This is a genomic window from Streptomyces sp. NPDC004051 (assembly GCF_053604275.1).
The window spans coordinates 1-22,966 of record NZ_JBSGHG010000018.1 but is presented as its reverse complement, the minus strand read 5'-3'; the positions used below and the strand labels follow the sequence as shown (position 1 = coordinate 22,966).

Annotated in this window: 21 protein-coding genes and 2 pseudogenes; 4 read left to right on the top strand and 19 right to left on the bottom strand. The window is 71.0% G+C overall.

All coding sequences use genetic code 11. From position 1 onward, the window contains the following. Positions 1-183: 183 nt before the first annotated feature. The 9 genes from ACWEQO_RS19720 to ACWEQO_RS19680 all read right to left on the bottom strand — a co-directional run bounded on the left by ACWEQO_RS19720 (position 184) and on the right by ACWEQO_RS19680 (position 10,576). Positions 184-987, bottom strand: a complete 804-nt coding sequence (locus tag ACWEQO_RS19720; RefSeq protein WP_452984625.1) for an SAM-dependent methyltransferase — start codon at positions 985-987, stop codon at positions 184-186. 35 nt (positions 988-1,022) lie between these two features. Beyond that, on the bottom strand, positions 1,023-3,014 hold the full coding sequence (locus ACWEQO_RS19715; protein ID WP_452984691.1) for a GAF domain-containing protein: 1,992 nt from the start codon (positions 3,012-3,014) through the stop codon (positions 1,023-1,025). 173 nt (positions 3,015-3,187) lie between these two features. After that, the gene (locus ACWEQO_RS19710) at positions 3,188-4,582 is read right to left on the bottom strand and encodes an MFS transporter (RefSeq protein ID WP_452984624.1); all 1,395 of its coding nucleotides are present in this window, start codon (positions 4,580-4,582) and stop codon (positions 3,188-3,190) included. Between the two features lie 75 nt (positions 4,583-4,657). Continuing rightward, positions 4,658-5,455 (bottom strand): 3-hydroxybutyrate dehydrogenase, encoded by a 798-nt coding sequence (locus ACWEQO_RS19705; RefSeq protein ID WP_361455656.1) that lies wholly within the window; start codon positions 5,453-5,455, stop codon positions 4,658-4,660. 291 nt (positions 5,456-5,746) lie between these two features. Continuing rightward, complete coding sequence (locus tag ACWEQO_RS19700) at positions 5,747-7,216, bottom strand: extracellular catalytic domain type 1 short-chain-length polyhydroxyalkanoate depolymerase (protein WP_452984623.1); 1,470 nt, start codon at positions 7,214-7,216, stop codon at positions 5,747-5,749. 179 nt (positions 7,217-7,395) lie between these two features. Further along, a complete protein-coding gene (locus ACWEQO_RS19695; RefSeq protein WP_361455650.1) occupies positions 7,396-8,055 on the bottom strand; it encodes a CoA transferase subunit B in 660 nt (219 codons plus the stop codon). A 1-nt stretch (position 8,056) separates the two neighbouring features. After that, positions 8,057-8,839, bottom strand: coding sequence for a CoA transferase subunit A (locus tag ACWEQO_RS19690; protein ID WP_361455647.1), 783 nt, complete (start codon positions 8,837-8,839; stop codon positions 8,057-8,059). A 532-nt stretch (positions 8,840-9,371) separates the two neighbouring features. Beyond that, complete coding sequence (locus ACWEQO_RS19685; protein WP_452984620.1) at positions 9,372-9,695, bottom strand: hypothetical protein; 324 nt, start codon at positions 9,693-9,695, stop codon at positions 9,372-9,374. A gap of 164 nt (positions 9,696-9,859) precedes the next feature. Beyond that, positions 9,860-10,576, bottom strand: a complete 717-nt coding sequence (locus ACWEQO_RS19680) for a transferase (RefSeq protein WP_452984618.1) — start codon at positions 10,574-10,576, stop codon at positions 9,860-9,862. Between the two features lie 88 nt (positions 10,577-10,664). Between ACWEQO_RS19680 and ACWEQO_RS19675 the strand changes: the two genes are divergently transcribed. Then, positions 10,665-11,540 carry a glycosyltransferase family 2 protein gene (locus ACWEQO_RS19675; protein WP_361455638.1) on the top strand — a complete coding sequence of 292 codons (876 nt, stop codon included), beginning with the start codon at positions 10,665-10,667 and terminating at the stop codon, positions 11,538-11,540. On the opposite strand, the gene ACWEQO_RS19670 is transcribed toward ACWEQO_RS19675, so the two are convergent. The 8 genes and pseudogenes from ACWEQO_RS19670 to ACWEQO_RS19635 form a co-directional block, all read right to left on the bottom strand. Next, positions 11,541-12,644 carry an NAD-dependent epimerase/dehydratase family protein gene (locus tag ACWEQO_RS19670; RefSeq protein ID WP_452984616.1) on the bottom strand — a complete coding sequence of 368 codons (1,104 nt, stop codon included), beginning with the start codon at positions 12,642-12,644 and terminating at the stop codon, positions 11,541-11,543. It lies immediately after the preceding gene. 166 nt (positions 12,645-12,810) lie between these two features. Further along, the gene (locus tag ACWEQO_RS19665; RefSeq protein WP_361455632.1) at positions 12,811-13,524 is read right to left on the bottom strand and encodes a hypothetical protein; all 714 of its coding nucleotides are present in this window, start codon (positions 13,522-13,524) and stop codon (positions 12,811-12,813) included. After that, on the bottom strand, positions 13,521-13,910 hold the full coding sequence (locus ACWEQO_RS19660) for a DUF6415 family natural product biosynthesis protein (protein ID WP_361455629.1): 390 nt from the start codon (positions 13,908-13,910) through the stop codon (positions 13,521-13,523). The genes ACWEQO_RS19665 and ACWEQO_RS19660 overlap by 4 nt, the downstream gene beginning before the upstream one ends. Positions 13,911-13,945: 35 nt before the next feature. Beyond that, the gene (locus ACWEQO_RS19655; protein ID WP_361455626.1) at positions 13,946-14,362 is read right to left on the bottom strand and encodes an ATP-binding protein; all 417 of its coding nucleotides are present in this window, start codon (positions 14,360-14,362) and stop codon (positions 13,946-13,948) included. A gap of 254 nt (positions 14,363-14,616) precedes the next feature. Further along, positions 14,617-15,813, bottom strand: a complete 1,197-nt coding sequence (locus tag ACWEQO_RS19650) for a helix-turn-helix domain-containing protein (protein ID WP_361455624.1) — start codon at positions 15,811-15,813, stop codon at positions 14,617-14,619. A gap of 672 nt (positions 15,814-16,485) precedes the next feature. After that, the gene (locus tag ACWEQO_RS19645; RefSeq protein ID WP_361455621.1) at positions 16,486-16,650 is read right to left on the bottom strand and encodes a hypothetical protein; all 165 of its coding nucleotides are present in this window, start codon (positions 16,648-16,650) and stop codon (positions 16,486-16,488) included. Positions 16,651-16,712: 62 nt separating this feature from the next. Beyond that, a pseudogene (locus ACWEQO_RS19640) lies at positions 16,713-17,519 on the bottom strand (IS5 family transposase). Positions 17,520-17,557: 38 nt separating this feature from the next. Beyond that, a complete protein-coding gene (locus ACWEQO_RS19635; protein WP_361455618.1) occupies positions 17,558-17,812 on the bottom strand; it encodes a DUF6332 family protein in 255 nt (84 codons plus the stop codon). A gap of 103 nt (positions 17,813-17,915) precedes the next feature. Between ACWEQO_RS19635 and ACWEQO_RS19630 the strand changes: the two are divergent. Next, positions 17,916-18,173 (top strand): annotated as a pseudogene (locus ACWEQO_RS19630) (transposase family protein); the annotation flags it as partial. A gap of 9 nt (positions 18,174-18,182) precedes the next feature. Here ACWEQO_RS19630 and ACWEQO_RS19625 read toward each other — a convergent pair. Beyond that, positions 18,183-18,746, bottom strand: coding sequence for a hypothetical protein (locus ACWEQO_RS19625; RefSeq protein WP_361455615.1), 564 nt, complete (start codon positions 18,744-18,746; stop codon positions 18,183-18,185). Positions 18,747-19,044: 298 nt separating this feature from the next. On the opposite strand from ACWEQO_RS19625, the gene ACWEQO_RS19620 reads away from it, so the two are divergent. Then, positions 19,045-19,230: a hypothetical protein gene (locus ACWEQO_RS19620; RefSeq protein WP_452984612.1), complete on the top strand. Its 186-nt coding sequence runs from the start codon at positions 19,045-19,047 to the stop codon at positions 19,228-19,230. A gap of 363 nt (positions 19,231-19,593) precedes the next feature. Here the strand turns inward: ACWEQO_RS19620 and ACWEQO_RS19615 are convergent, their stop codons facing one another. Next, positions 19,594-21,225, bottom strand: coding sequence for an IucA/IucC family protein (locus ACWEQO_RS19615; RefSeq protein ID WP_452984690.1), 1,632 nt, complete (start codon positions 21,223-21,225; stop codon positions 19,594-19,596). Positions 21,226-21,340: 115 nt separating this feature from the next. Here ACWEQO_RS19615 and ACWEQO_RS19610 point away from each other — a divergent pair, with 115 nt between their 5' ends. Continuing rightward, entirely contained in the window at positions 21,341-22,876 is a 1,536-nt protein-coding gene (locus ACWEQO_RS19610) for an IucA/IucC family protein (protein WP_452984610.1), read from the top strand. The last annotated feature ends 90 nt before the right edge of the window (positions 22,877-22,966 follow it).

The window sequence follows — 22,966 nt, the reverse complement described above, 5'->3', positions numbered from 1 at the left end:
GGCGCCCGCCCGGCGGGCGCCGGGATCCGCGGCACGGCGCGCAGGGCCGTGCCGCGACAGGCGCACCGCGGGTACCGCCCGGGCCGTCGGCCACGGCCTTGACCCGGCCGGTCGAACGGGATGCACGCCGTCGGCGTCGCCCCAGGGCTCCGGGACTTCGGGACTCCGGGCACCCGCCCGGCCCTACTCCTTCAGGCCCACCGCCCCGGCGGCGTGGCCCTGTTCGCGGGTGACGGCCGCGGAGTCGGGGGCCGGGCGCCAGTCGGCAGACCTGACCAGGCCCGGTTCGACCAGACGCAGCCCCCGCAGGAAACTCCCGATGCGCTCGGGCGAGCGCAGGTGGTACGTGTTGACGGACTGCGCGTTGTACGCCTCGACGGCCGCCGCGAGCCGCTCGTCGGTGGCCGTGCCGTCGCTCAGGGCCACATAGCTGCCCCGCGGCAACGCGTCGATCAGCTCGGCCACGATCCGCTCGGGCTCCTCCTCGTCCGAGACCTGGCCCATGATGTTGAGCAGCATCAGACCGACGGGCCGGTCGAAGTCCAGTGTGCGGGCCGCCCGGGTGAGGATCTTCCGCGGATCGCGCACATCGGCGTCGAGGTAGGCGCACTCTCCTTCCGGCGTACTGCGCAGCAAGGCGTCGGCGTGGGCGAGGACGATGGGGTCGTTGTCCACGTAGACGATCTTGCTTTCCGGCGCGATGCCCTGGGCGACCTCATGGGTGTTGTCGGCGGTCGGCAGGCCGGTCCCGATGTCGAGGAACTGGCGGATCCCGGCGTCGCGCGCCAGGAACCGCACCGCTCGCACCAGGAAGCGCCGTTGCACGCGGGCGACGGCCGCGAATTCGGGGAAGTTCCGGAGGATCAGGTCGCCGGCCTGACTGTCCACCGGGTAGTGGTTCTTCCCGCCGAGCAGGTAGTCCCACACCCGCGCCGAGTGGGGTCGGTCGGTCTGCAGCCCGCTGCCCCGGGCGTCTCGGTCAGTCATGATCGAAGCATGACACACGGAGCCCTTCGGGGCTCTCAACTCCCTTGTTTCGGTTCGGTGTTGGACTCACGACGCCGATCGTCGAATCCAGCTCGGTGGCCGGGATCCTGGTTCCGGGCGAGGTGGTGCAGGCTCAGGGCGACCTGGATCTCCAGGGCCCTGCCGGGCGTGTTCCAGTCGGGGCCGAGGAGCTGGGCGACCCGGTCGAGGCGCTGGACCACGGTGTTGACGTGGACGTGCAGGGCGTCCTTGGCCCTGGCGAGACTGGCGCCGTGGTCGTAGTAGGCGCCGAGGGTGCGGGCGAGTTCGGTGCCGCGCTGGGCGTCGTAGGCGAGGACGGGGCCCAGGACCCGCTCCACGTATCCGTGGATGTCCGCCCGGTCGCCGAGGAGCACCCCGAGGAAGCCGAGGTCGGCCAGTCCGGCGCCGGTGCCGGTGCGGCCGAGTGCTTCGAGGGCTTCCAGGCAGCGGCGTGCCTCGTCGTAGGTGCCGGGGAGGTGTTCGGGGCCCGTGGCGGGACCGGCCGCTCCGACGGTGATGGGGGTGCCCAGGCCCTGGGAGAGGCTCTGGGCGAGTTCCTGGGCGAGGGGGCCCGGGGTCGGGGTGGGGGCGAGCAGGACGGTGTGCCCGTTGCGGGTGCCGGCCAGGCCGCCGAGCGTGCGGGCACGGCGCGCCGCCTCGATCAGCAGGCGTGAGCGCAGGTCCGGGTCGCAGTTGAGGACGAGTACCGCGTGCGGCTGGGCGAGGTTGATGTCCAGTTTCCTGGCACGCAGCGTCAGGCTGCCGGTGTTGCGGTGGCTCCCGGGGGGCTGGGTGGTGAGCAGGTCGTCGAGGAGTTCGCCGCGCACCCGGTCCTCGGCCTCGGCCACGGACCGGCGCAGCAGCAGCAGGAGGGCGGTGACCATGCCGGCCCGTTCGAACAGGCGCCGGTCGGCGTCGGTGAGGTCGGCCCGGCCGGTGAGCACCAGGCTGCCGAGGAGTTCCGGGCCGGCCAGGACGGCGCACACCCAGTTGCCGCCGACGGGGACGGCCCGGCCGCCTCGGCGGGAGGCTTCGATGCCCCGCTCGGGCGGGCGGACCGGGCCGGTGCCCAGGCGGGCGAGTTCGGTGCCGTCCGCGTCGTGCACGGCCAGGCCGCCGCCGAGGAGGGCGGCGATCTCACGGGTGACGTCGTCGACGTCGCCGCCCCTGAGGACCAGGTCGGTGAGCAGGTCGTGGGCGTCGGCCGCGCGGTGCAGGTCCTCGCTGTGGGCCCGGGCCGTTTCGTTGGCGGCGTTCAGTTCGACCAGCGCGGAGCGGGTCTCCTCCAGCAGGCGCGCGCCGTCGATGGCCACGGCGGCGTGGTCGGCCAGGGAGGAGAGCAGGGCGATGGCCTCGGGGGTGAAGTCGCGCGGCGCGCGGTCTCCGGCGAACAGGACGCCGATCACCCGCCGGCCGACGCGCAGGGGCACGCCGAGGATGCCGCGCAGGCCCTCCTCGTCGACTCCCTCGTCGATGGTTCCGGTGTGCTTGAAACGGCGGTCGGTGCGGTAGTCGGGGCTCGCGTAGGGGCGGGCGGTCTGCGCGACCAGACCACCGAGCCCTTCCCCCATGGCGAGGCGCAGCTGCTGGAACTTCGCGGAGACCGAGCCGGCGGTCACCCGCATGAACGTGTCGTCGGCCGTGGGGTCGTTCAGGGTCATGTACGCGGTGTCGGTGCCCAGCAGGGTTCTGGCCCGGTGCACGATGGCCCGCAGTACGGCGTCCAGGTCGCGCAGTGCGGCCAGGTCGCTCGCGGTGTCGAAGAGGGCGGCGAGCTCGGCCTCCCGGCGCCGGCTCTGGGTCAGGGCCCGGTGGATGTCCAGTGCGGTCCGGGTGGCCTCGTCGATGACGGCCTGCTCGCCCGGGTCGGCTCCGGCCGCGCGGGCCCGGGCCGCGGGCTGGGCCAGGCGTTCGACGGGTGCGTCGGCGGCGAGCAGGTCGAGCAGTTGCCGGAGTGCCGCCGTCGCCGTGCGGGAGGGGTCGCTGCCCACGGTCACGGGGGACATGGGGGGCGTGGGGGGCATGGGGCGGTCCTCCCTCCAGCTGCTCGGCTGGTGCGCGGATGGGCTGTGGTAGCCCCCTCGGGGGCGCGGTCTCTGCGGACGGGCATGCCGCGGTCCGCCCGTCTCCTCCTGCACGGGGCGGACCGCGACACGGCGGCCTCCGGGCCTTCGGACTTCTAGGCCCGGTCGGTACCGGTGAGCGACGCCTCCTGCCGCTGCCGCTCCGACGGCTCGTCCGCGATCGAGACGGTCAGGTCACGGCCGCGGGTCTCCTTGATGACGAGGACCGTGACGGCGGTGACCACCGAGGCGGCCGCGAGGTAGAGGGCGATGGGCGTCGAGGAACCGAAGCGCCTGAGGAGCTCGACGGCAATGATCGGGGCGAGGGCGCCGGCGAGGATCGAGGCGAGCTGCGAGCCCACGGAGGCCCCGGAGTAGCGGACCTTGGTGTCGAACATCTCGGAGATGAAGGCGGCCTGCGGTCCGTACATGGCGCCGTGGAGCAGCATGCCCACGGTGACCGAGAGGGTGATCACGGTGAAGGACTCCGTGTCGACCAGGGAGAAGAAGGCGAACGCCCAGCCGGCCATGCCGACCGCGCCGATCAGCGTCACGGGCCTGCGGCCGATGCGGTCGGAGAGTGCTCCCCACAGCGGGATGGTGACGAAGTGCACCGCCGAGGCGATCAGGACGGCGTTCAGCGCGGTGCTCTTCGGCAGGTCCAGATGGGTGGTGACGTAGACCAGCAGGAAGGAGGTCACGATGTAGTAGGAGATGTTCTCGCCGAAGCGGACGCCGATGGCCCCGAGCACCTCGCGCCAGCTGCGGCGGAAGACCTCGACGACGGGCGGCTGTTCCTTGGCCCCCTGGGCGGCGGCCGCGTCGGCCTTGGCCTGGGCGGCGAGGAAGACGGGGGATTCGGACACCGAGACGCGGATCCACAGTCCGATCAGGACCAGGACGCCGGAGAGCAGGAAGGGGATGCGCCAGCCCCAGGACTGGAACGCCGCTTCGGACTGGACCGAGGCCAGCACCGCGAGAACGGCGGTGGCCAGCAGGTTGCCGGCGGGGACGCCGCACTGCGGCCAGGAGGCCCAGAAACCGCGGTGCTTGTCGCCCCCGTGCTCGGAGACGATCAGCACGGCGCCGCCCCATTCGCCGCCCAGGGCGAAGCCCTGGATCAGGCGCAGGACGGTGAGCAGGATCGGGGCGCCGACGCCGATGCTGCCGTAGGTGGGCAGCAGACCCATGGCGAAGGTGGCGCCGCCCATCATCAGCAGGCTGAGCACGAGCAGCTTCTTACGGCCGATCTTGTCGCCGTAGTGCCCGAAGACCATGCCGCCGATCGGCCGGGCCAGGAACCCGATCGCGTAGGTCATGAAGGCGAGCAGCGTGCCCACCAGCGGGTCGCTGCTGGGGAAGAAGAGGGTGTTGAACACCAGCGCGGCGGCGGAGCCGTAGAGGAAGAAGTCGTACCACTCGACGGTGGTGCCGATCAGGCTCGCCCCGACGATGCGGGCGATGCCGCCGGAGCGGGGCTCGCCCGGCTTGGCGGTTGTGGTCTCGGACATGGCTTCACCGATTCTCGGGTGAGGTGTGGGTGCGGGGACGGGCGTGGGGGGCGGTCTCGGGTGCGGGGCGGCGGGTCAGCCGGCTCCCCAGCCGCCGTCGAGGGGCAGCGAGGTTCCGGTGATGTAGCTGCTGTGGTCGGCGCACAGCCACAGCGCGGCCGCGGCGACCTCCTCCGCCTCCAGCAGGCGTTTGACGGGTGAGCGGGTCAGCAGCACATCGGTCAGGACGTCGTCGGGGCTGATCCCGTGTGCGGCGGCCTGGTCGCGGATCTGGTTCTCGACCAGGGGGGTGCGGACGTAGCCGGGGTTGACGCAGTTGCTGGTCACGCCGTGGGCGGCGCCCTCGAGCGCGGCCACCTTGCTCAGGCCCTCCAGCGCGTGTTTGGCGGTCACGTAGGCGGACTTGTAGGCGCTGGCCCGCAGTCCGTGGACGCTGGAGATGTTGATCAGCCGGCCCCAGCCCTGCGCGTACATGTGCGGCAGGCTGCGGCGCATCAGCAGGAACGGGGCGGTGACCATCACCTGCTGGATGAGGGCGAACCGCTCCGGCGGGAACTCGGTCAGGGGTGCCACGTGCTGCAGGCCGGCGTTGTTGACCAGGATGTCGACCTCGGTCGGCAGTGTCTCGATCGCGGCCGGGTCGGCCAGGTCGACGACGTGCGCCTCGCCCCCGATCCCGGCGGCGACCTCCTTGGCCGAATCGGCGTCCCGGTCGACCACGTGCACGGTGGCACCCGCGGCGGCCAGCGCCGTGGCGCACGCCTTGCCGATGCCGCTGCCGCCACCGGTGACCAGAGCGGTCCGGGACGTCAGGTCCACGCCGGCGCCGGGCGGCGCCGAGTGGGCGGTGGGAGGAGGGAATTCGCTTGTCATGGCCGGAAACAGTACGGACGCCGCCCGAACACACCTATGGATGCGACCCACACAGTGAGGGCTGCTTCCATGGTGGCTCCCTCCACAAGGCGAGGCGTGACGTGACGCGCTCCGCGGGCCGGGCCCCGCGGCGGCCATCGGTGGCGGGACAGGAGGGGCCGTCGGCACCGTCGGTGACCGACCGTGCCGGGGCCGACACGGCGGCGGCTTCCGGGCCGCCACCATGACGGACACGGGACCGTGGAGGGTGCGGGGAGGCGTCCACGGTCGTGGCCGGCCCTGCGCCCTGCGTCAGCCGCAGGTTCCGTCCGCGACGGTGAAGTGGCCGACGGGCGCCTCCCTCAGGGTGCGGGTGACGAATGTGTTGTACAGACCCATGTCCTGTCCGGAGCCCTTGGCGTAGGTGTGGCCGCCGCTGGTCGTGGCGCGTCCCGCCTGGACGTGGGCGTAGTTGGTGGCGGTCCAGCAGACGGCGGTGGCGCCGGTGGTCCGCGCGGTGACCGCGCCGGAGAACCGTCCCGTCCTCCCGTCCGCGTCGCGGGCGGCGACCGCGTAGGTGTGGGAGGAGCCCGCGGTCAGGCCGGTGTCGGTATAGGACGTGGCGTCTGCCGTGGCGAGCGGGTCCGGGTCACCGTCGCGGTAGACGACGTAGTCGTCGGCGCCGTCGACGGCGTTCCAGCTCAGGCGGATGGTGGTGTCGGTGGCGTCGGTCGCGGCCAGGCCGGCCGGGGCGGGCAGCCTGTCGTCCTCGAAGGGTTTCGTCAGGCCGAAGAACTGGGCGATCCAGTGGCTGGAGCAGATGGAGGCCCGGAAGTTGACGGTGCCGGTGCTGCCGCACTGCTGGGGCCCGCTGCCGGGATCGACCGGCGTGGCGTGCCCGATCTTCGGGACCCGGTTCACCTCGACGGCCACCGAGCCGTCCGCGGCGGCGTACTCCTCGTGCCGGGTGGAGTTCGGGCCGATCACGGACGTGCGGGTCGGCTTCTGGGACAGGCCGTGCAGTGCGGTCCACTGGTCGCGCAGTTCGTCGGCGTTGAGCGGGACGACCGTGGGGTCGTCGTCACCGTGCCAGACAGCCACGCGGGGCCAGGGTCCGGACCACGAGGGATGGGCGTCGCGGACCCGCTTCGCCCACTGGTCCGGCGTCAGGTCGACTCCGGGGTCCATGCACTTCAAGGCGGCCATGACGTCGCCGGCGCAACCGTAGGGCAGACCCGCGACGACCGCGCCGGCCTGGAAGACGTCCGGGTACATGGCGAGCATCACCGACGTCATGGCGCCGCCGGCGGACAGGCCGGTGACGTAGGTCCGCCCGGCGTCCGCGCCGTAGGCGGAGACCGCGTGCGCGGCCATCTGCCGGATCGACGCGGCTTCGCCCTGGCCCCTGCGGATGTCGGTGCTCTGGTACCAGTTGAAGCACTTGTTCATGTGGTTCGAGAAAGTGGTCTCGGCGAAGACCACCAGGAACCCGTGCCGGTCGGCGAGTTCGGGCAGACCGGAGTTGTCGGCGTACATCTGGGCGTTCTGGCTGCAGCCGTGCAGCGCGAACACCACAGCCGGCTCGGCGGGCAGGGACGCGGGCCGGTAGACGTACATGTTCAACTGGCCCGGGTTGGCGCCGAAATCGGTGACCTTGGTCAGGCCGACCGCGGCCCGAGCGGTCGGCGCCGGACCGACCAGGGCGGCCGCGAGGGCGAGGACCACGACGGCCACGAGACGGGACAGCGGGGCGACGGCGCCCCGGAAAGACGACGGTTGCATGGCGGCTCCTCGGTGCGGTGGGGACACCGGGCCGCTCCAAGGGCGTGGATCGGCCGGAGCGGCCCGGTGCCCGGCACCGTAGGGTCCGTTCAACGCGCAACGATATGGCAGGGAGCACCACAGCCCGCTTGCCGCGTTGGGGACCCGAACCGGTTGTGCCGCCGGGTGGCATCTGCTACTCAGACACCGGCCACCGTCTCCAGCCGCGCGGGAACGCGCAGGTCGGCCCCGGTCGCGGCACGCACCTCGTCGACGCCGACGCCGGGGGCGAGTTCGGCCAGCGAGAAACCCTCCGGCGTGACGTCGACGACGGCGAGATCGGTGATGACGCGCTGGACGACCCCGGTGCCGGTCAGCGGCAGACCGCATCGCTCCACGAGCTTGGGGCTGCCGTCCTTGGCGGTGTGCTCCATCAGCACGATGACCCGGCGCGCCCCGTGCACCAGGTCCATGGCACCGCCCATGCCCTTGATCATCTTCCCCGGGATCATCCAGTTCGCCAGGTCCCCGGAGGACGACACCTGCATGGCGCCCAGCACCGCGGCGTCGATGTGCTCGCCGCGGATCATTCCGAAGGACAGCGCGGAGTCGAAGAACGACGCCCCGGGCAAGGCGGTCACCGTCTCCTTGCCCGCGTTGATCAAGTCCGCGTCGAGTTCCTCCTCGAGCGGGTAGGGGCCGACGCCGAGAATGCCGTTCTCGGACTGCAGCACCACCTCGACTCCCGGCGGAAGGTGGTTCGGGATCAGTGTGGGCAGGCCGATGCCGAGGTTGACGTAGGTGCCGTCCACCAGTTCGCGGGCCGCCCGGGCCGCCATCTGCTCGCGAGTGAGCGCCATGTCAGGCACCGCCTTCCTGTTCGGTCCGCACACACCGTCGTTCGATCCGCCGGGTGGCGGTCGGGTCGTCGGGGAGGACCCGGACCACCCGCTGCACGAACACCCCCGGCAGGTGCACCTCGTCCGGGTCCAGTTCACCCGGCTCCACCAGGTGCTCGACCTCGGCTACGGTGACGCGCCCGGCCATCGCGGCCAGCGGGTTGAAGTTGCGGGCCGAGGAACGGAACACCAGGTTGCCGTGCCGGTCCCCGACGGCCGCCCGCACCAGGGCGTAATCGGTCCTGATGCCCTCCTCCAGCAGGTACTCGCGCCCGTCGAAGACCCGGGTCTCCTTCGGCGGCGACGCCACCACGACCTGCCCGTCCGCGCCGTACCGCCAGGGCAGTCCGCCCTGCCCGATCTGCGTCCCGACCCCGGCCGGTGTGTAGAACGCCGGGATGCCCGCCCCGCCGGCCCGCAGGCGTTCCGCCAGCGTGCCCTGGGGCACCAGCTCCACCTCCAGTTCCCCGCTGAGGTACTGGCGGGCGAACTCCTTGTTCTCGCCCACGTACGAACTGGTCATGCGCACGATCCGGCCGGCCCGCAGCAGGAGCCCCAGCCCCCAGTCGTCCACGCCGCAGTTGTTCGAGACGACCTTGAACCCGCCCGCCTCCCGCCGCAGCAGTGCGGCGATCAGCGCGCTCGGTATGCCGCACAGGCCGAACCCGCCGACGGCCAGCGACGCCCCCTCGGGGATGTCCGCCACTGCCTCGCCCACGCTGCCGACCGTTTTGTCCAGCCCCATACGGCCCCTCTCCATCAAGGGGCGCGTCCCGCCCCGAGCCGCCGGGACGCGCAGAGGGTGTGCCCTCCACATGTCCCGGCATCCATCGACGTGACGACCCTAAGGACGCACCGGAGCCCACCGATATAGCTGCCTCCGACACCTACCGCACGGTCGGAGTGTGGCTCGCGACCAGGCACAGAAGCCCGACATGCACGCGAGCACCCCAGCCGCACGCCCGGACGCTATGGCGCCGGCAACCACACCCGCAGCCGTCATCCACGCCCTCACCGTGCCCGCTCGACAGCCACCTCAGACCGCTCGCAGAGCCCACTCCTTCCCGAGCAGCCCGTTCTCCACGCCGGTCCACCACTCACATCGCTTCACGGCCCTCCGGCTTGCGGCATGAAACAGACCGAGCAACTTTCACACCGGAGGAAGCCACTCAGCTCCCATACACCCACACACCAGAGGACGACTCTGGCAAAATTCACCCATGTCAATGAGGCCCGCCAATAGTCAAGAAACGGCAAAGCCCTCTTGGCGCCCCAGGTCACGAAGCGTGGTCCCTGCGCAGGCGGGGGGTGTTCGGCTGGTGAAACGCGATCAGCTGGTGCGGGCCAGTGGTCCCTGCGCAGGCGGGGGGGGTGTTCCGCGCATCCACGCGGGTCTCGGGCGCGGCGGTGAACGAGCCGCGGAAGTCGGCTTGCTTCGCGATGCGGTCCTTGACCTTGAGCTCCGCAACGACGATCCACACGTGCGCGAGAGAATCGGTCTGGGCTGGGGCGGGGGGCGGCGGAGGCCCTTCCAACTCCTCATCGAAGAGGTTGGCGAAGAGCCCGATCTCCAGTTGGTCCCGCACTACCGTTGTCGTCACCTGAAGGTTCTCCCGACATCTCAGTGGCCCCCAGCGTCAACGCCTCGATGTCATATGGACGGAGTGAGCGCCCAAGACGTTACACCTGGGTGGTCCGAAAGGAGAGGGAGAACGGGGTGGTCCCCGCTCTGGAGCGGGGACTACCAAGGTCAGGGCCGTGCCGGTCAGTGCTGGGGCTGGTGTTCCTGCAACGTGCGGGCGGGACGCTGGCGGACATGGACGTCGGCGGTGTGCGGTGCGTTGATGGCGCTGTGATCGGGGATGGTGCGTGCGGCGAGGGTGACGCCGCTGGCGATCCGGCAGTCACGGCCGACCGCAAGACCGGGCCCGAGACTGATGTTGTTGCCGGTCTGGACCCGGTCGCCGATCAGGGCACCGAACTGCGGTGTGCCGCATCGGTACAGGCCGCCGGGTGCGCGCAGGACGATCTCTCGTTCGGGGCTGCGCATGTGAGGGCTCCACATGCTGATGGCCGCGACGGTCAGGTTGGCGGACAGGTGGGCATCCGCACCGACCAGGGTGCGGTTGACGCCGATCCGGTGGCCGAGGACGGTCCGCTCGCCGAGGAACGTACGGGTGACCTCGCAGTTGAAGCCGACCGAGACACCAGCGCACAGCACGGCTCCGGCGCGGACGGTGGAGAACTCCCACACGCGTACCCCGGGGCCGATGATCACGTCATCGCCGATGATCGCGGTCGGGTGGATCTGCGCGGTGGGATGGATGCGATGGGGGAGCCGGGCCAGGGCCTGGTCGTGCCAGTCCTCCCAGCGCGCGAGGAAGTCGGCCAGTTCCGTCTCCTCAAGCTGCTCGTACGGGGCGCCGGCCAGCATGCTGCTGGTGGGGACGGTGAGGTATTCGCCGAGGCGGAGGGTGGGCATGGAGGAGGCCTTCCTGTAGGTGGTCGGTGGACGGCTCTGGGACGGCTAGCATCACCGGCACCAGAGTCGAGGAGCGGGGAGTTCATCCGTGCGCCACCCGCGCTTAGGCGTCGCCATCTTGACCATGGGCACGCGGCCCGCCGAGCTCGCTGACCTTCTTGCATCGGTCGCCGAGCAGGACACGCCCGCTGCGAGGGTGGTGGTCGTCGGCAACGGCTCGCCGCTGCCGCCCCTGCCCGAGGGGGTGACCGGCGTCGAACTGCCGGAGAACCTGGGGGTCTCCGGCGGCCGCAACGCTGCTCTGGCCCGGCTGCGGGAGTTCGGGGACGTCGATGTGGTGGTGGACCTGGACGATGACGGCCTGCTGATCAGTCCGGACGTTTTCACCCGCCTTACGGACCTGTACGCGGCGGACGACCGGCTGGGCATTGTCAGCTTCCGCATCGCCGACGAACTCGGCCGCACCCAGCGCCGTCACATCCCGCGCTTGCGGGCATCGGACCCGATGCGCGGCGGGCTGGTGACGACGTTCCTGGGGGGCGGCCACGGGCTGTCCATGCGCATGCTGGATCAGATCGGCGGGTGGCCGGAGCCGTTCTTCTACGCGCACGAGGAGACCGATCTCGCCTGGCGGGCGCTAAATGCGGGCTGGAAGGTGCTCTACGCGCCGGAGCTGGTGCTCCAACATCCGTGGACGTCGCCGACCCGGCACGCGGTCTTTCACCGAATGGTGGCCCGTAACCGGGTCTGGCTCGCCAAAAGGCACCTTCCCGCCCCCCTCGTCCCCGTCTACCTGGGCGTGTGGGCCGTGGTGACCGTGGCACGCACCCGGTCGGCGGGAGGTCTTCGGGCTTGGTTCGGCGGGTTCGCCGAGGGGGTGCGCACTGCGTGCCCACCCCGCCGGCCGATGCGGTGGTCCACGGTGTGGCGGATGACCCGGCTGGGTCGGCCGCCGGTCATCTGATCAGGCGGACGCGGCTTCGGACTCGCTCCGCAACCATTCGGGGATCACTGCGGGGGTCCGGCCCAGCCAGCGCGCATAGCGGGCCACCCCCTCCTCGACGGTGATCGTCGGCCGCCAGCCCAGCACCGTTTCCATGCGGTGGGTGGCCGCGTATCCGCCGAGTGGGTCGCCGGGCGGCCTCGGTGTCTCCACCAGTCGGGTTCCCGGGTACCGCGCAGTGACCAGCTCCGCCACCTTGCGGATGCTGGTGGGGGTTCCCGTACCGATATTGAGCGTCTCGTTGTGGGCCCGCGGCGCGACCAGGGCCCGCACGGTGGCGGCGGCGATGTCATCGACGTGGACCAGGTCCCGGATCTGGTGGCCGCCTCCGTTGAGGTGCAGGGGCAGCCCCAGCGCGGCGCGGGTGGCGAACCAGGCCACCACCCACGAATGACTGTTCTCCTTGATCACCTGCGGATCGCCGTAGACGGAGAAGTACCGCACGATCGTGTACGAGGTGCCTACGGCGCCCAGCGTGAGAGCAGCCTGGGTCTCCCCCCACGCCTTGGTGTTGCCGTAGAGGGACATCGGTCGCAGCGGCCCGTACTCGTGGAACTGCGGCGGCATCCGGCCGTAGACGGATTCCAGCAGCGCCCGCACCGCCCGGTACTCATCGCAGGGGCGGGCCCAGTCATCCGGGTTTCCGTTGCCGTAGACGCTGGCCGAGGAGACGAACACCAGCCGACGGATCCGTTCGCAGGCCGCGACCGCATCGAGGAGCACCTGCGTACCGGTGATGTTGTTGTGGATCGCCGCCATGGGCTTGCGGGTGCAGGCAGCGACGTCCGCGAGGGCGGCGGCGTGGATCACGTAGTCGGCCTCGGCCACTACCTTTTTGACCAGGCTCGGGTTCTGGATGTTGCCGACGATGACGTCCGGGTCGGAGGGGTCGACGCCGAAAAGGTCCCGATAGGTGTGCCGCGGGTAGGCGTCCAGCGTGCACAGGGCGATCGGACGGGCCCCGAGCTGCCGCAGGTAACCGGTGATCCGGCTGCCTATCAGCCCGGCGCCGCCGGTGACCAGTACGGTCCGCCCTGCGAGTTCCTTTAACTGGGTGTCGTGCACAATGCCCTCCGTCAGTCAACAGCGAGGTGTAGGGCTTCTTGATGGACCCGGCGCGGGGCAGTGACCTTGCCGTGGGGGAACACGAGTCGGGCAGTCAGCCCCGCGCCGGGAGTTGGACCTGTACGACGGCCCAGGTCGGGGGACAGCCGGGCCACCGGACAGGGGTCTATGCGGTGCGCTCCAGGTTCCGGAGCAGTTCGTTCAGGCCCGCAAGCCGGAAGGAGCTGAGCCGGCGCACCATCTGGGAGGCGAGGACGGTCGGCAGAAGCGGGTGGCCGTAGGGGATCGGTCCGGCCGGTCGCTCCACGACCTGCATCTTCTGGTCTTTGTAGCCGTAGCCGACGCCGTTCACGCCGTACAGGGGCGCGCTCTGCGCCAGGAACACCATCGGGTCGGGGGTGAGCTGCGGGCACTGTTCGGCAGCAGGGCGCGCGTGCTGGGCGCACACCGGCGGCTGGCTCGTGAGGATCACCGGGTCGTCGGGGTCCACGGTGTCCGGCCCGGCGAGGAAGATGTACCCGAGCGGGGTCCGCGCGCGTTCGGCGCAGACCTGGCAGCGCATCATCTGCATCGTCCCCCGCTGCCGCAGGGGGTGCATCATCCGCCACTGTGGCCGACCCGCCGGCATCCCGCGGCCGTCGACGGCGCCGAAACCGCAGCGGGCCCACAGCACGCCGCGCAGGTCCCGGTCCCGGGGGTCCTCGTCGGCGTAGCTCAGCCGGTAGCGGCCCTTCCCGAGCGGGGACAGCATCAGGTTGTCGGGAGCGGCTTCCTCCCCCTCGCGCTGGATGACGAAGGGGACCAGGGGCGGCTCGGTGCGCACGGTGTTCTCTCTCGTACGGGGCAGGGGCGTACGGGTGGGCGTCTGGGAGCGGGTCATGCCACCTCCCGCAGGCAGCGCGTTGCGACGAGCCGGTCAAGGAGTTCGTTGACGGTCCAGCCCATCCGGCGCAGGTGCCCGACGGCCCTGCGGTGGTCTCCGGGCAGGTCTTCAGTGCGCAGCGTGCGGGCCTGCTCGATGAGCTGTGCCGAGGTGACGTCCCGCTGGTCTTCTTCGGCGGCGAGGGCGATGTCCACGAGCTGCATGAGGTGCCCGCGCAGCCGCTCGGCGATCTCCGCGACGTCCTCTTCAGCCGGTACGACGTCGTCCAGGGCGGCCGCGACGTCGTCGAGGAGGGCATACCCGTCGAACGGCCGCCAGGCGCGGAGCTTGTCCAGGACGGTGGCCAGCTGGTCATGGGGCAGGGGCGGCTTCCACTGCTCCACAGGCCGGGGGAGGCATCGGGCGGTGCCGCGGGCGGTCACGGCCGGCTGCCGGAGAGGCCGAGCTTGCACCAGGTCGTCCCGTCGCCGCTGGTACCCCAGGCTCCGCCGTGGGCGCTGGCAAGGCAGTTGACGAGGAAGAGGTCCCGGCCGCGCTCGGCGGTGTCATCGGCGCGCCGGGCGACCGGCCGGCCCGGCATCTCGTCGTGCACGGCCAGGTGCAAGAAGCCGTCGCGGACCGTCATGGTGAAGGTGATCTGTGCGCCACCGCTGTGCAGGATGGCATTGGTGACCAGCCCGGAGACGATGAGCGTGGCGTCGTCGACCAGCGGCTCCAGGCCGCAGTACCGCAGTCGGTCGGTGGTCAGGCGCCGGGCCATTCCCACACGGCGAGCGTCGTCCTCGGGGACGCCGTTTCCGGCCCGGGGCGGGCAGACCTCGAAGCACACGCTCATCGGGTCGTTGATCAGGCGGGCGGGTGCGGGTGGAAGGCGATCGTGGGGTAAGCCGTCTGCTGGTGCGGCGGCCGGCAGGGAGGACTCAGCGGCGTCTGAGGCGCTTCGACGGGCGAGCCCCGGTGCCGGGCGGGGGGTAGTCGTCATGGTCGGCTCCATGTCGAAATGGCCAGTGACGACATGGTGGCGGACCGTAAAGGCCCCAACTATCCGGACTTTCGGATAGTTGGGGCCAAAGTTTCACCCGTTGTGAATCAGTGTGCGGGTGCGGGGCCGAGCCATGCCCCGTACGAGAGGAAGCTGTTCGGGAGACGCCGGTGAGCGGCCTCAAGGCCCGCGTACGTCTCGCGCACGGTCGGGTGGTACTTGGCCTGCTGGGGAGCGGCCTTGCGCGCCCTGAGCAGGTTCTCGAAGGAGGCGTCGAGGTTGCCTGTCCACAGGAATGAGCGCGCGACCTCCGCATAGTGGTGACTGGTCCGGGAGTTGGCCCATCCCTTCGGGATGCGGGTCTTCTCCGCTTCCTCGACGGCCTTGCCGTACTGGTCCAGCTCTGAGAGAACCGCTACGCGGTGCACGCGCACATTGGTCTCCCCGAAAGCGAGCCAGTGAACTTCCATCGCTTCGCCGGTCTCCGCCGCGATCCGCTCGGCCTCGTCGAGGTGTACGTGCGCCTGTTCCGCGTTGTGCGCGCGGCCGGACAACACCGCGGCGCCAAGGTGCAACTGCCCGGTGACTACCTGCCGTTCACGTCCAGGCTCGGCCTGCTCCAGGGTGGACAGGCCAAGACGCACCAGGCGGTGGCCCGTGTGGTACTTGCCTTCGCGCAGGTAGGTCAGGGCACGCATGTAGTGGTGCATGCCTCCGAGGACGGCGTCTGACCCGCGCTGGGCCGCCCAGTCGAGCCGGGCGAGAGAGAGCTGGGCGAGGTCGGGGTAGCCCAGTTTTGCCGCGACGTCGTAGGCCGTGCGGTAGAAACTCGCCAGGGTCAGCCAGCCCTCCCTGGTCTGCGCAGTGTGCGCGGCGGTCGTGCCCTCTTCGATGAGGCCCGCGACGCGCGACGCGACGCTCTTGATGTGCCCTGCCCGCACATCGGCGCAGAGCTGTTCGGCTTCGCGGTGCAGTTCCTCCGGCCGGCGGGCGCGAACGTCGGGGTCCGGGCCCAGGTCGTACACGTCGAGGGCTTCGCGGATGGGCCTTATCAGCACGTCGAGTTGGTCGGCGCGCAGCTCGTCCGCGTAGGGCTGTCCCTGGATGGTGGAGACCTCTACTCGCAGCGCGCGGGCGCACGCACCCACGACGTGGGGTGAGGCGGGGGCGGCGCCCTGCTCGACCTTCGTCAGGGTGCTGTACGGGATGTTCGCGAGTTCGCTGAGGGCCCTTTGCGTCAGGCCCCGTTCGCGGCGCAGACGTGCGATTCGAGTACCGGTGTGGTCTTGCGGCAGAGCATGCATACTGGCTCCTGTTCTGCTTCGACACCAGAACCGTACCCGCGGTCGGCTCCGCAGGTACACGAATAGCCCCACCGTTCAACCGAGCGGTGGGGCTTCGTCGTTTACTGCTCAGGGACTGTCGTGTGGCCCCCGAGAGGCACCTTGGACAGCGGGTCGTCCTGCGGATCGATCACCGGCCGGTCATAAACGGTGTCCGCCGTGTTCGACTCCGCCGACCACCGGCCGCGCCGATTGCATTCCCGCAGGGGCACCCCGGCGACGATCATGTCGGTGTCGGCGCCGGCCCGCAGACTGTGCGCCCGCACCTTCTTCCCCGATGTAGGGGATCCCGGCCCGGCCTGCGAGAAGCTGCACGCGTTCGTTGATCGCGCCGCCCTTCATGCGCTCCCCGCGCCGGGTGGCGTGCGCCCGGTTCGCGAGCCGGCCCGTGACCGTCAGGGCCCGGGACACCGGCTGAGTCGGACCGTCCGCGCCGAGCTCCTTGAGCACCGCGTACCAGGCCCGGGCGCGGGCGACGAACCGGATGTCATCGCGGTTGGCGATGAACTCCGTTGCGCTCTTTGCCTGCCGGTCCGTCTTGGACGTCGCCGTGGTGACGATCAGGCCCGTGGGCAGGATCTTGACCTGTTTGACCAGGAGGTCGGTCAGCTCGGCGCGACGGTGGAGGTTGCACTAGGTCAGGGCGAGAATGAACGCGTCGCGTTTGCCGATGTTCGTGGACTCGTCACACTGGTCGAGGCACTTGAGGAGGTCGGGGATGGTGAGCGCGGCCGCCCGGTCGACCTCCCCGCCGACCGACCTCCACTCCTGCCGCCACAGCCGCAGTTTCCCGCGCACGCGCGAGGGGTCGGGCCGCAACTCCTCCGGCTGCCAGTTCCAGATCCAGCTTAGAAGTCATCTCATTTGGCGAGTCTGCGGTAGCAGATGAGGGTACAGGCGATGCTGGTGAAGGCCAGGAAGTGCTCGGCCTTGCGCTCGTAGCGGCGGTGAAGCCGAAGGCAGCCGGCGAGCCAGGCCATGGTGCGTTCGATCGTCCACCGGTGTCGGCCGAGCCGCTGCAAGGTCTCGATGCCCTGCGGGCGATGCGGTACCGGATGCCCCGCCGGGACAGCCATTGCCGCAGATGGCGGTAGTTGTAGCCCTTGTCGGCATGGACTTGCCGGGCCTGCGCCGACGGGGGCCCCGCCGGGAGCGGACGGGAGGGATGCCCTTGGCCAGGGGGACCAGAGCCTGGCTGTCGTGGACGTTGGCGCCGGAGATGCCGACGGACAGGGGCCGACCCGTCCGCTCGGTGATCAAATGGATCTTCGAGCCGTACGTGCCCCGGTCCACAGGATTCGGACCCGTCAGGTCCCCCTTTTCAGGGCCCGCAGGTTCACCGAGTCGATCGCGCACCGCGACCAGTCCAGCTCGCCGCGGGCGCCGAGTTCGTCCAGGACCAGCCGGTGCAGCTTGGCCCAGACCCGGGCCTTGGCCCACTCGGTGAACCGGCGGTGCGCCGTGGCCCCGGACGGCCCGAACGAGGCGGCGGGCAACTGCTGCCACGTGCAGCCGGAGGTCGCGACGAACACGATCGCGGCCGGCACCTCACGGTCGCCGTGCCGACGTCGGCCACCGCCCTGGGGCCGCGTCGGCGCCTCCGGCACCACCCGCTGGAACAGCTCCCACAACTCGTCCGGCACCAGCCGCTCAACGATCCCTGCCACCGCCGGCAGGCTAGCGACCTCAAGGGGAGGGCCTGCAGTCAGCGGCCCATTCGGCGCTGCTCGTCGAACCGACGCAGCACCCGTACCAGACGCCACATTCCGGCCGTCGCTCCGAGCAGTGCGCCCCCCACCAACACGCCCTCCTTCGCTGCACCAGAGATGCCAAAGGCTAGCGAGAGAGCCAGAGCAACGGCGAAGATCGCCGCAGCCAGCGCGAGGGCAGTCACCAGGGCGAAAACGATCTCCACCGTCATTGCGTCCTTTTCCCACCGCGACTCACGCCCCATGTCCATGCCGCAAGTCTCACATCACGGTCAAGCCATGGTGCATGGGCCGGACAGCCTGACTCTCACGTGCGGAGGCGCACACACCAATTGAGATGGCTTCTTAGCCGACCTCGGCTTCCGTGGCCTGGACAACGACATCCACGATCCCGTCATCGTCACCGGCTACACCGCCAGCCGCACCCACAAGCTCACCCCGGGCGAGAAGGAAGCCAACCGCGTCCTCGCGATCGGACGGGCACCGGTCGAGCACGGCTTCGCCCACCTCAAGAACTGGCGGATCCTCACCAAGCTCCGCACCGATCCCGCCCGCGCCACCCGACTCCTGCGCGCTCTGCTCGTCCTGACGAACCTCGAAGTCAACCGCTGAGCTTGTGATTCAACCCCTGCCTTGAGGACCGGCCAACTGGGCGGGGAGATGTACCGACGCGTCGTCACTCACAAAGGTCACCCCGAGGTCACGGCGCATCACAGTCCTCATGGCCCGCAGCAGGCCCCAGACCTCCGCCTGGGCCCGGAACGCAGCGGCCATCGTCTCCTCAGGGCCGGGCGCTTCTCGCTCCAGGCGTTTGACCTGGCCATATACATTGGTCAGGGCTTTGTTGACCTCACTCGCAGATACGAGCACGTCGTCAGGGGCGATCATCTGCGCTTGGGAGTACGTGTCGCGGTGGGCTCTTTTTGCCTCATCGAGTGCTGCCCGATCGGTCTCCTCGGCCCCACGTTCCTGCATGACATGCAGGAACTGGCTGAGCGCCGTGGTGAACTGACGTGCGTCCCGATTGAGCTCCACATAGCAGGTACGTCGGAGCAGGAGGTTGTCGCGGACCTCTTCATGGTCCCGAACCAGCTCTATCTCCCGACGTTTTGCCCGTTCAGAGACACGTTGAGTAAGCAACGATCCCCCCAGTGTTCCGGCCACACCTGCCACCGCGATGATCACAGAGCCGAGATCCACAGCACCCCTCGAAGCCGCTCACAGTCCACTGATCAAGTTCGGTACCAGACGTTAAGCGGCAAGCTGACGGACGATCTACCCCGCAGACTCCCGCCCATGACCGGCGCGAGTACCCCAGGAGGCCGCCACACCAGCCCTTTGACCTGCGACGTCAAGTTGGCGGGGCTCAGTGTTTCCCCCTCCCCGAGACTCGCCAGGTGTAATGCACAGGGCGGTCACTCCGTCCATACGACATCGAGGCGTTGACGCTGGTGGGCTACTGAGATGTCGGGAGAACTTTCACGTGACGACAGCGGTAGTGCGGGACCAATTGGAGCTGAAGCTCTTCGCCAACCTTTTCGACGAGCTGCTGGAGTGTTCCCCGCGCAGGCGGGGGCGTTCCGTCACCGCCACGCAGGACGGCGTTCTCACCTCGGAGGAAGACGGCACTATCGGTCTGACTGCGCTCGGGGCGTGGAGTGTGACGTGAGCGGTGCCGAACCGGGCCCGGAGACGGGTGCCTTGCGGAAAAGCGTGAGCAGTTGGCGGCCATGTGTCACTCAAGCGCTCAGATGAGCGGTATCAGGACAGATGGGGCTGAAGTGCTCACGGTTTTGGAACGGTGTGTCATCCCCGGGGGCAAGGGCGCGTGTCCCGGCGCCGCCCACGTCGAGTCCGCCGTCCCGCCGGGCGGTCGCGGAACACCGCCCGCACGAGCAGTCGGCCGCCCCCGACAAGGCCCGATGCACCGCCATTCGATCTCACGCCCGCCGGGCAGCACCACCGTCCCCGACCTGCGACGCCGCGTTCAGACCTCTTACCCCACCCGCAGGAACACCATCGGCTGGGGCGGTCATGGTTGCGTGTCCGTCAACGGGTTGGGGACCGGGCGGTAGCGGGCGGAGGCGCCGTCGGCGTTGGTCCAGCGGAGGAGGAGGTTGGTTTTGGCGGGGAGGGTGGGGGCGGTGAGGAGGGCGGGGGTCTCGGGGAGAGGGTGGCGGGCCAGTTCGCGGCGTACCGCGGGCCAGGGGTCGAGGCCGGGGTGGTGCTCGGCGAGGGCGGCGGCGATCTCGGTCAGGTGGTTGACGATCAGGCAGTACACCAGGCGTTCCCAGCCCGCCTCCCTGGATACCTCCGGCAGGAGTTTCACGCCCTCGGCGTCCCGGTACAGGGCCTGTGCGGGCGTGCCGCCGGCGTCGACGGCGATCACGGTGTTCTGCAGGTGTGCCTCCACGACGACTCCGTGCCGGGCGAAGGCGGTCAGGGCCGGGGGGACGACCTGGGCCAGGTAGGCCTCCCACCAGGCGGCGGGGGTCGTGGTGGCGGCGAGCGGGTTGCCGTCGTACTCCTCGGCCAGGGCGGCGGCGAGGTGGGGGGTCGTGCCGGGGAGGAGGTGGTCGCGCAGGCCGTCGCGGACGACCACGGCCAGCTCCTCGAAGGCGAAGTCCGCGGTGCGGTATCCGCGGTCGCCGAGCCAGGCCGCCGGGCCGTCGAAGGCGGCGAACGCCTCGCGGACCGCCGTGTCGGTCCTGCGGAGCTTCAGCAGGTCGTGGCGCCACAGGCGGCGGATGTCGTTGGTGATGCGGACGTCGAGGCTGAACTTCAGGAACAGGTCGCGTGCCGGGGCGTACACGGTGCGGACCGCGGCCGTGGGCCAGGTCGGGAACGGGGTCGTGCCCAGTCGGAGCAGACGGCCGTCGGCGAAGGCGGGGGCGAGGGTCCGGGCCGTCAGTTCCAGCTGCCAGGGGTGGGCGGGCAGCAGGCTGTAGCCGGGCGGGGCGGTGCCGAGCCGGTCGAGGGCCGAGGTGTCGCCCTCCTCGACGACCGTGTCCTCGCGCAGTCCGAGCAGTGTCAGCGGGAAGCGGGCGTACGCCTCCGGTGCGTACGGCAGCCAGTTCGCCGCGGGGCCGCCGCCGCGCGCCTTGGGGGCGGGGTGGTGGGTGTGGCCGGTGAGCAGGGACTGTTCGGAGCGGAGGTAGGGGTCGACGGGCGGGGCCGTCCGGGCCCGTGCCGCGAGCAGCGCGGCCACCGCGTCCCTGCTGTCGGTCATCTCGGCGGGCAGTTCGTGGTTGGGCAGGCCGGTGTGCCGGTGCAGCTCCTCCGCGACGAGTTTCACCAGTTCGGCGTGGTCCACGCGGTGCCAGGCGCCGTCCACGCGGACCTCGGGTGCGGCGGGACGGCGGGTGCCGCGGACCCGCAGCAGGCCGTCGACGCCGGGCAGGCGGTACGTCCTGAGGCCCGGGTCCGGGTCCGGGTCCGTGGCCGGGTCCGGGTCCGGGTCCGTGGCCGGGTCCGGGTCCGTGGCCGGGTCCGGGTCCGTGGCCGGGTCCGGGTCCGGGTCCGGGTCCGTGTCCGGCACGGGTTGTGCCACCTCGCGCAGCAGGCAGTTCAGCAGCGGTACGGCCGCGTACGCGTCGGCGCGGGCGGCGAGCCCGGCGGTGTGGTGGGCGCGGGTCGCCGCGTCGTCGTCTGCGGGCGGGGGCATGGGGTCCACGCGTTCCACTGTTTCCCAACGGTCTGTCCGGACGGGGACGATCAGTATGTCCGTCGCGGACCGCCTGTTCGTCCCGCAACGCTGTTCGTACCCGAGGAGCCCGCCCGTGCACCGTCCCCCCACCGCCGAGGCCGAGATCGCCGACGAGCTGGCCGCCGTACGGCCTGCTCTGCTGCCCCGGTACGCGACGGCACTGCCGGGGGCCCGCGCGGCCGTGCTGACCCGGCTGTGGCGCGGCCTCGCGCACGATCCGCTGCCGTGGATCACCGGCCGGGAGCCGCACCGGGACGGGCTCACCCTGCGGCTGGCGGACGGGCGGCGGCTGCACGGCCCGCGACCGGATCCGTACGCGACCGCCGCGTACGTCACCGTCGTCCACCTGGACGAGGTGGCGTACGACGATCCGGCACGGTTGATGACGCGGCTCGCCGTACCGCGCTCGGCGGCCTTCGCCGTCGAACTGGCGCACAGCGTCGCCTCGTTGGCGCTGTCCCGGGCGGACCGGCCGGAGGACGGCCCGGACGCGGGGCCCCGGTGGGACTGGGAGTGGGAGCAGCGGGTGGTCGACGGGCACCCGTTCCATCCCAACTGCCGTTCCCGGCCCGGTTTCTCGGTCGCCGAGCAGTTGGCGTACGGGCCCGAGCACCGGCCGGTCGTGGAGTTGGGGCTGGTGCCGGTACCGGCCGACGGCTGCCTGGTGACGGGGGTCTGGCCGGAGTGGCTGCGGGACGGGGAGCGGATGGTGATCCCCGTGCACCCGTGGCAGGCGGCTCACGTGCTCAGGCGGGGAGAGCCCGGAGAACCCGGAAAAGAGGAGCGGGAAGCCCCCGCCCGGCGGGTCGCCGCGCATCCGCTGATGGCGCTGCGCACCCTCGCCCTGCCCGAAGGCCCTCATGTCAAAACGGCGTTGAGTACGCGGCTGACGTCCTCGGTGCGGGACATCTCGCTCGGCTCGGTCGCCGCGTCCGCGGTGCTGTCCGGCTTCGGGGAGTCGGTGGCCGCGCGGACCGGCGGGCTGCTGCACATCACCCGCACCCTGGGCGCCGCGGCGGCCGGCTCCCCCGACCTGGCGGCCGTGGTGCGCGAGTCGCCGCAGGAGTACGTGTCGGCCGGGGAGCGGGTGGTCCCGGTGGCGGCGCTGGCGGCCACCGAGGTGTCCCGCTCCTCCGCCTGGGCGGCCCGGTTCGCGCGGCTCGCCCTCACGGTCGGGCTGCGGCTGCTCGAGCTGGGCGTGGCGCTGGAGGCGCACGGTCAGAACCTCCTGGTGGTGCTGGAGCCGGACGGGGAGCCGGTGCGGCTGGTCTACCGCGATCTGGCCGATCTGCGGATCAGCCCCGAGCGGCTGGCGCGACACGGCGTCCCGGTGCCCGAGCTGCCCGCCCGGATGGTCACGGACGACGAACGCGCCCTGCGGCGCAAGCTGTTCGGGTCGCTGGTCGCGGGTGCGCTGGCCGGTACGACGGGTTCGGGCCCGGCGCTCCGGGCCGCGCTGGAGACGGCCGTACGGGGTCTGCCGCGCACCCCGGACCTTGCCGCCCTGCTCGGCGAACCGCTGCCCGCCAAGGCCCTGACGCTGATGCGGCTGTCCCCCCGCGCGGCCGGGGACGAATGGGCCGAACTGCCCAATCCCCTCCGGCTCTAGTACTGCAACGGTGTTTGGCGTGACTGCTGACCAGATCGGTCGTTGGTGTGGTCATGGGTGGGGACCTTGCGGATGTCAGGCTGTGGGCAG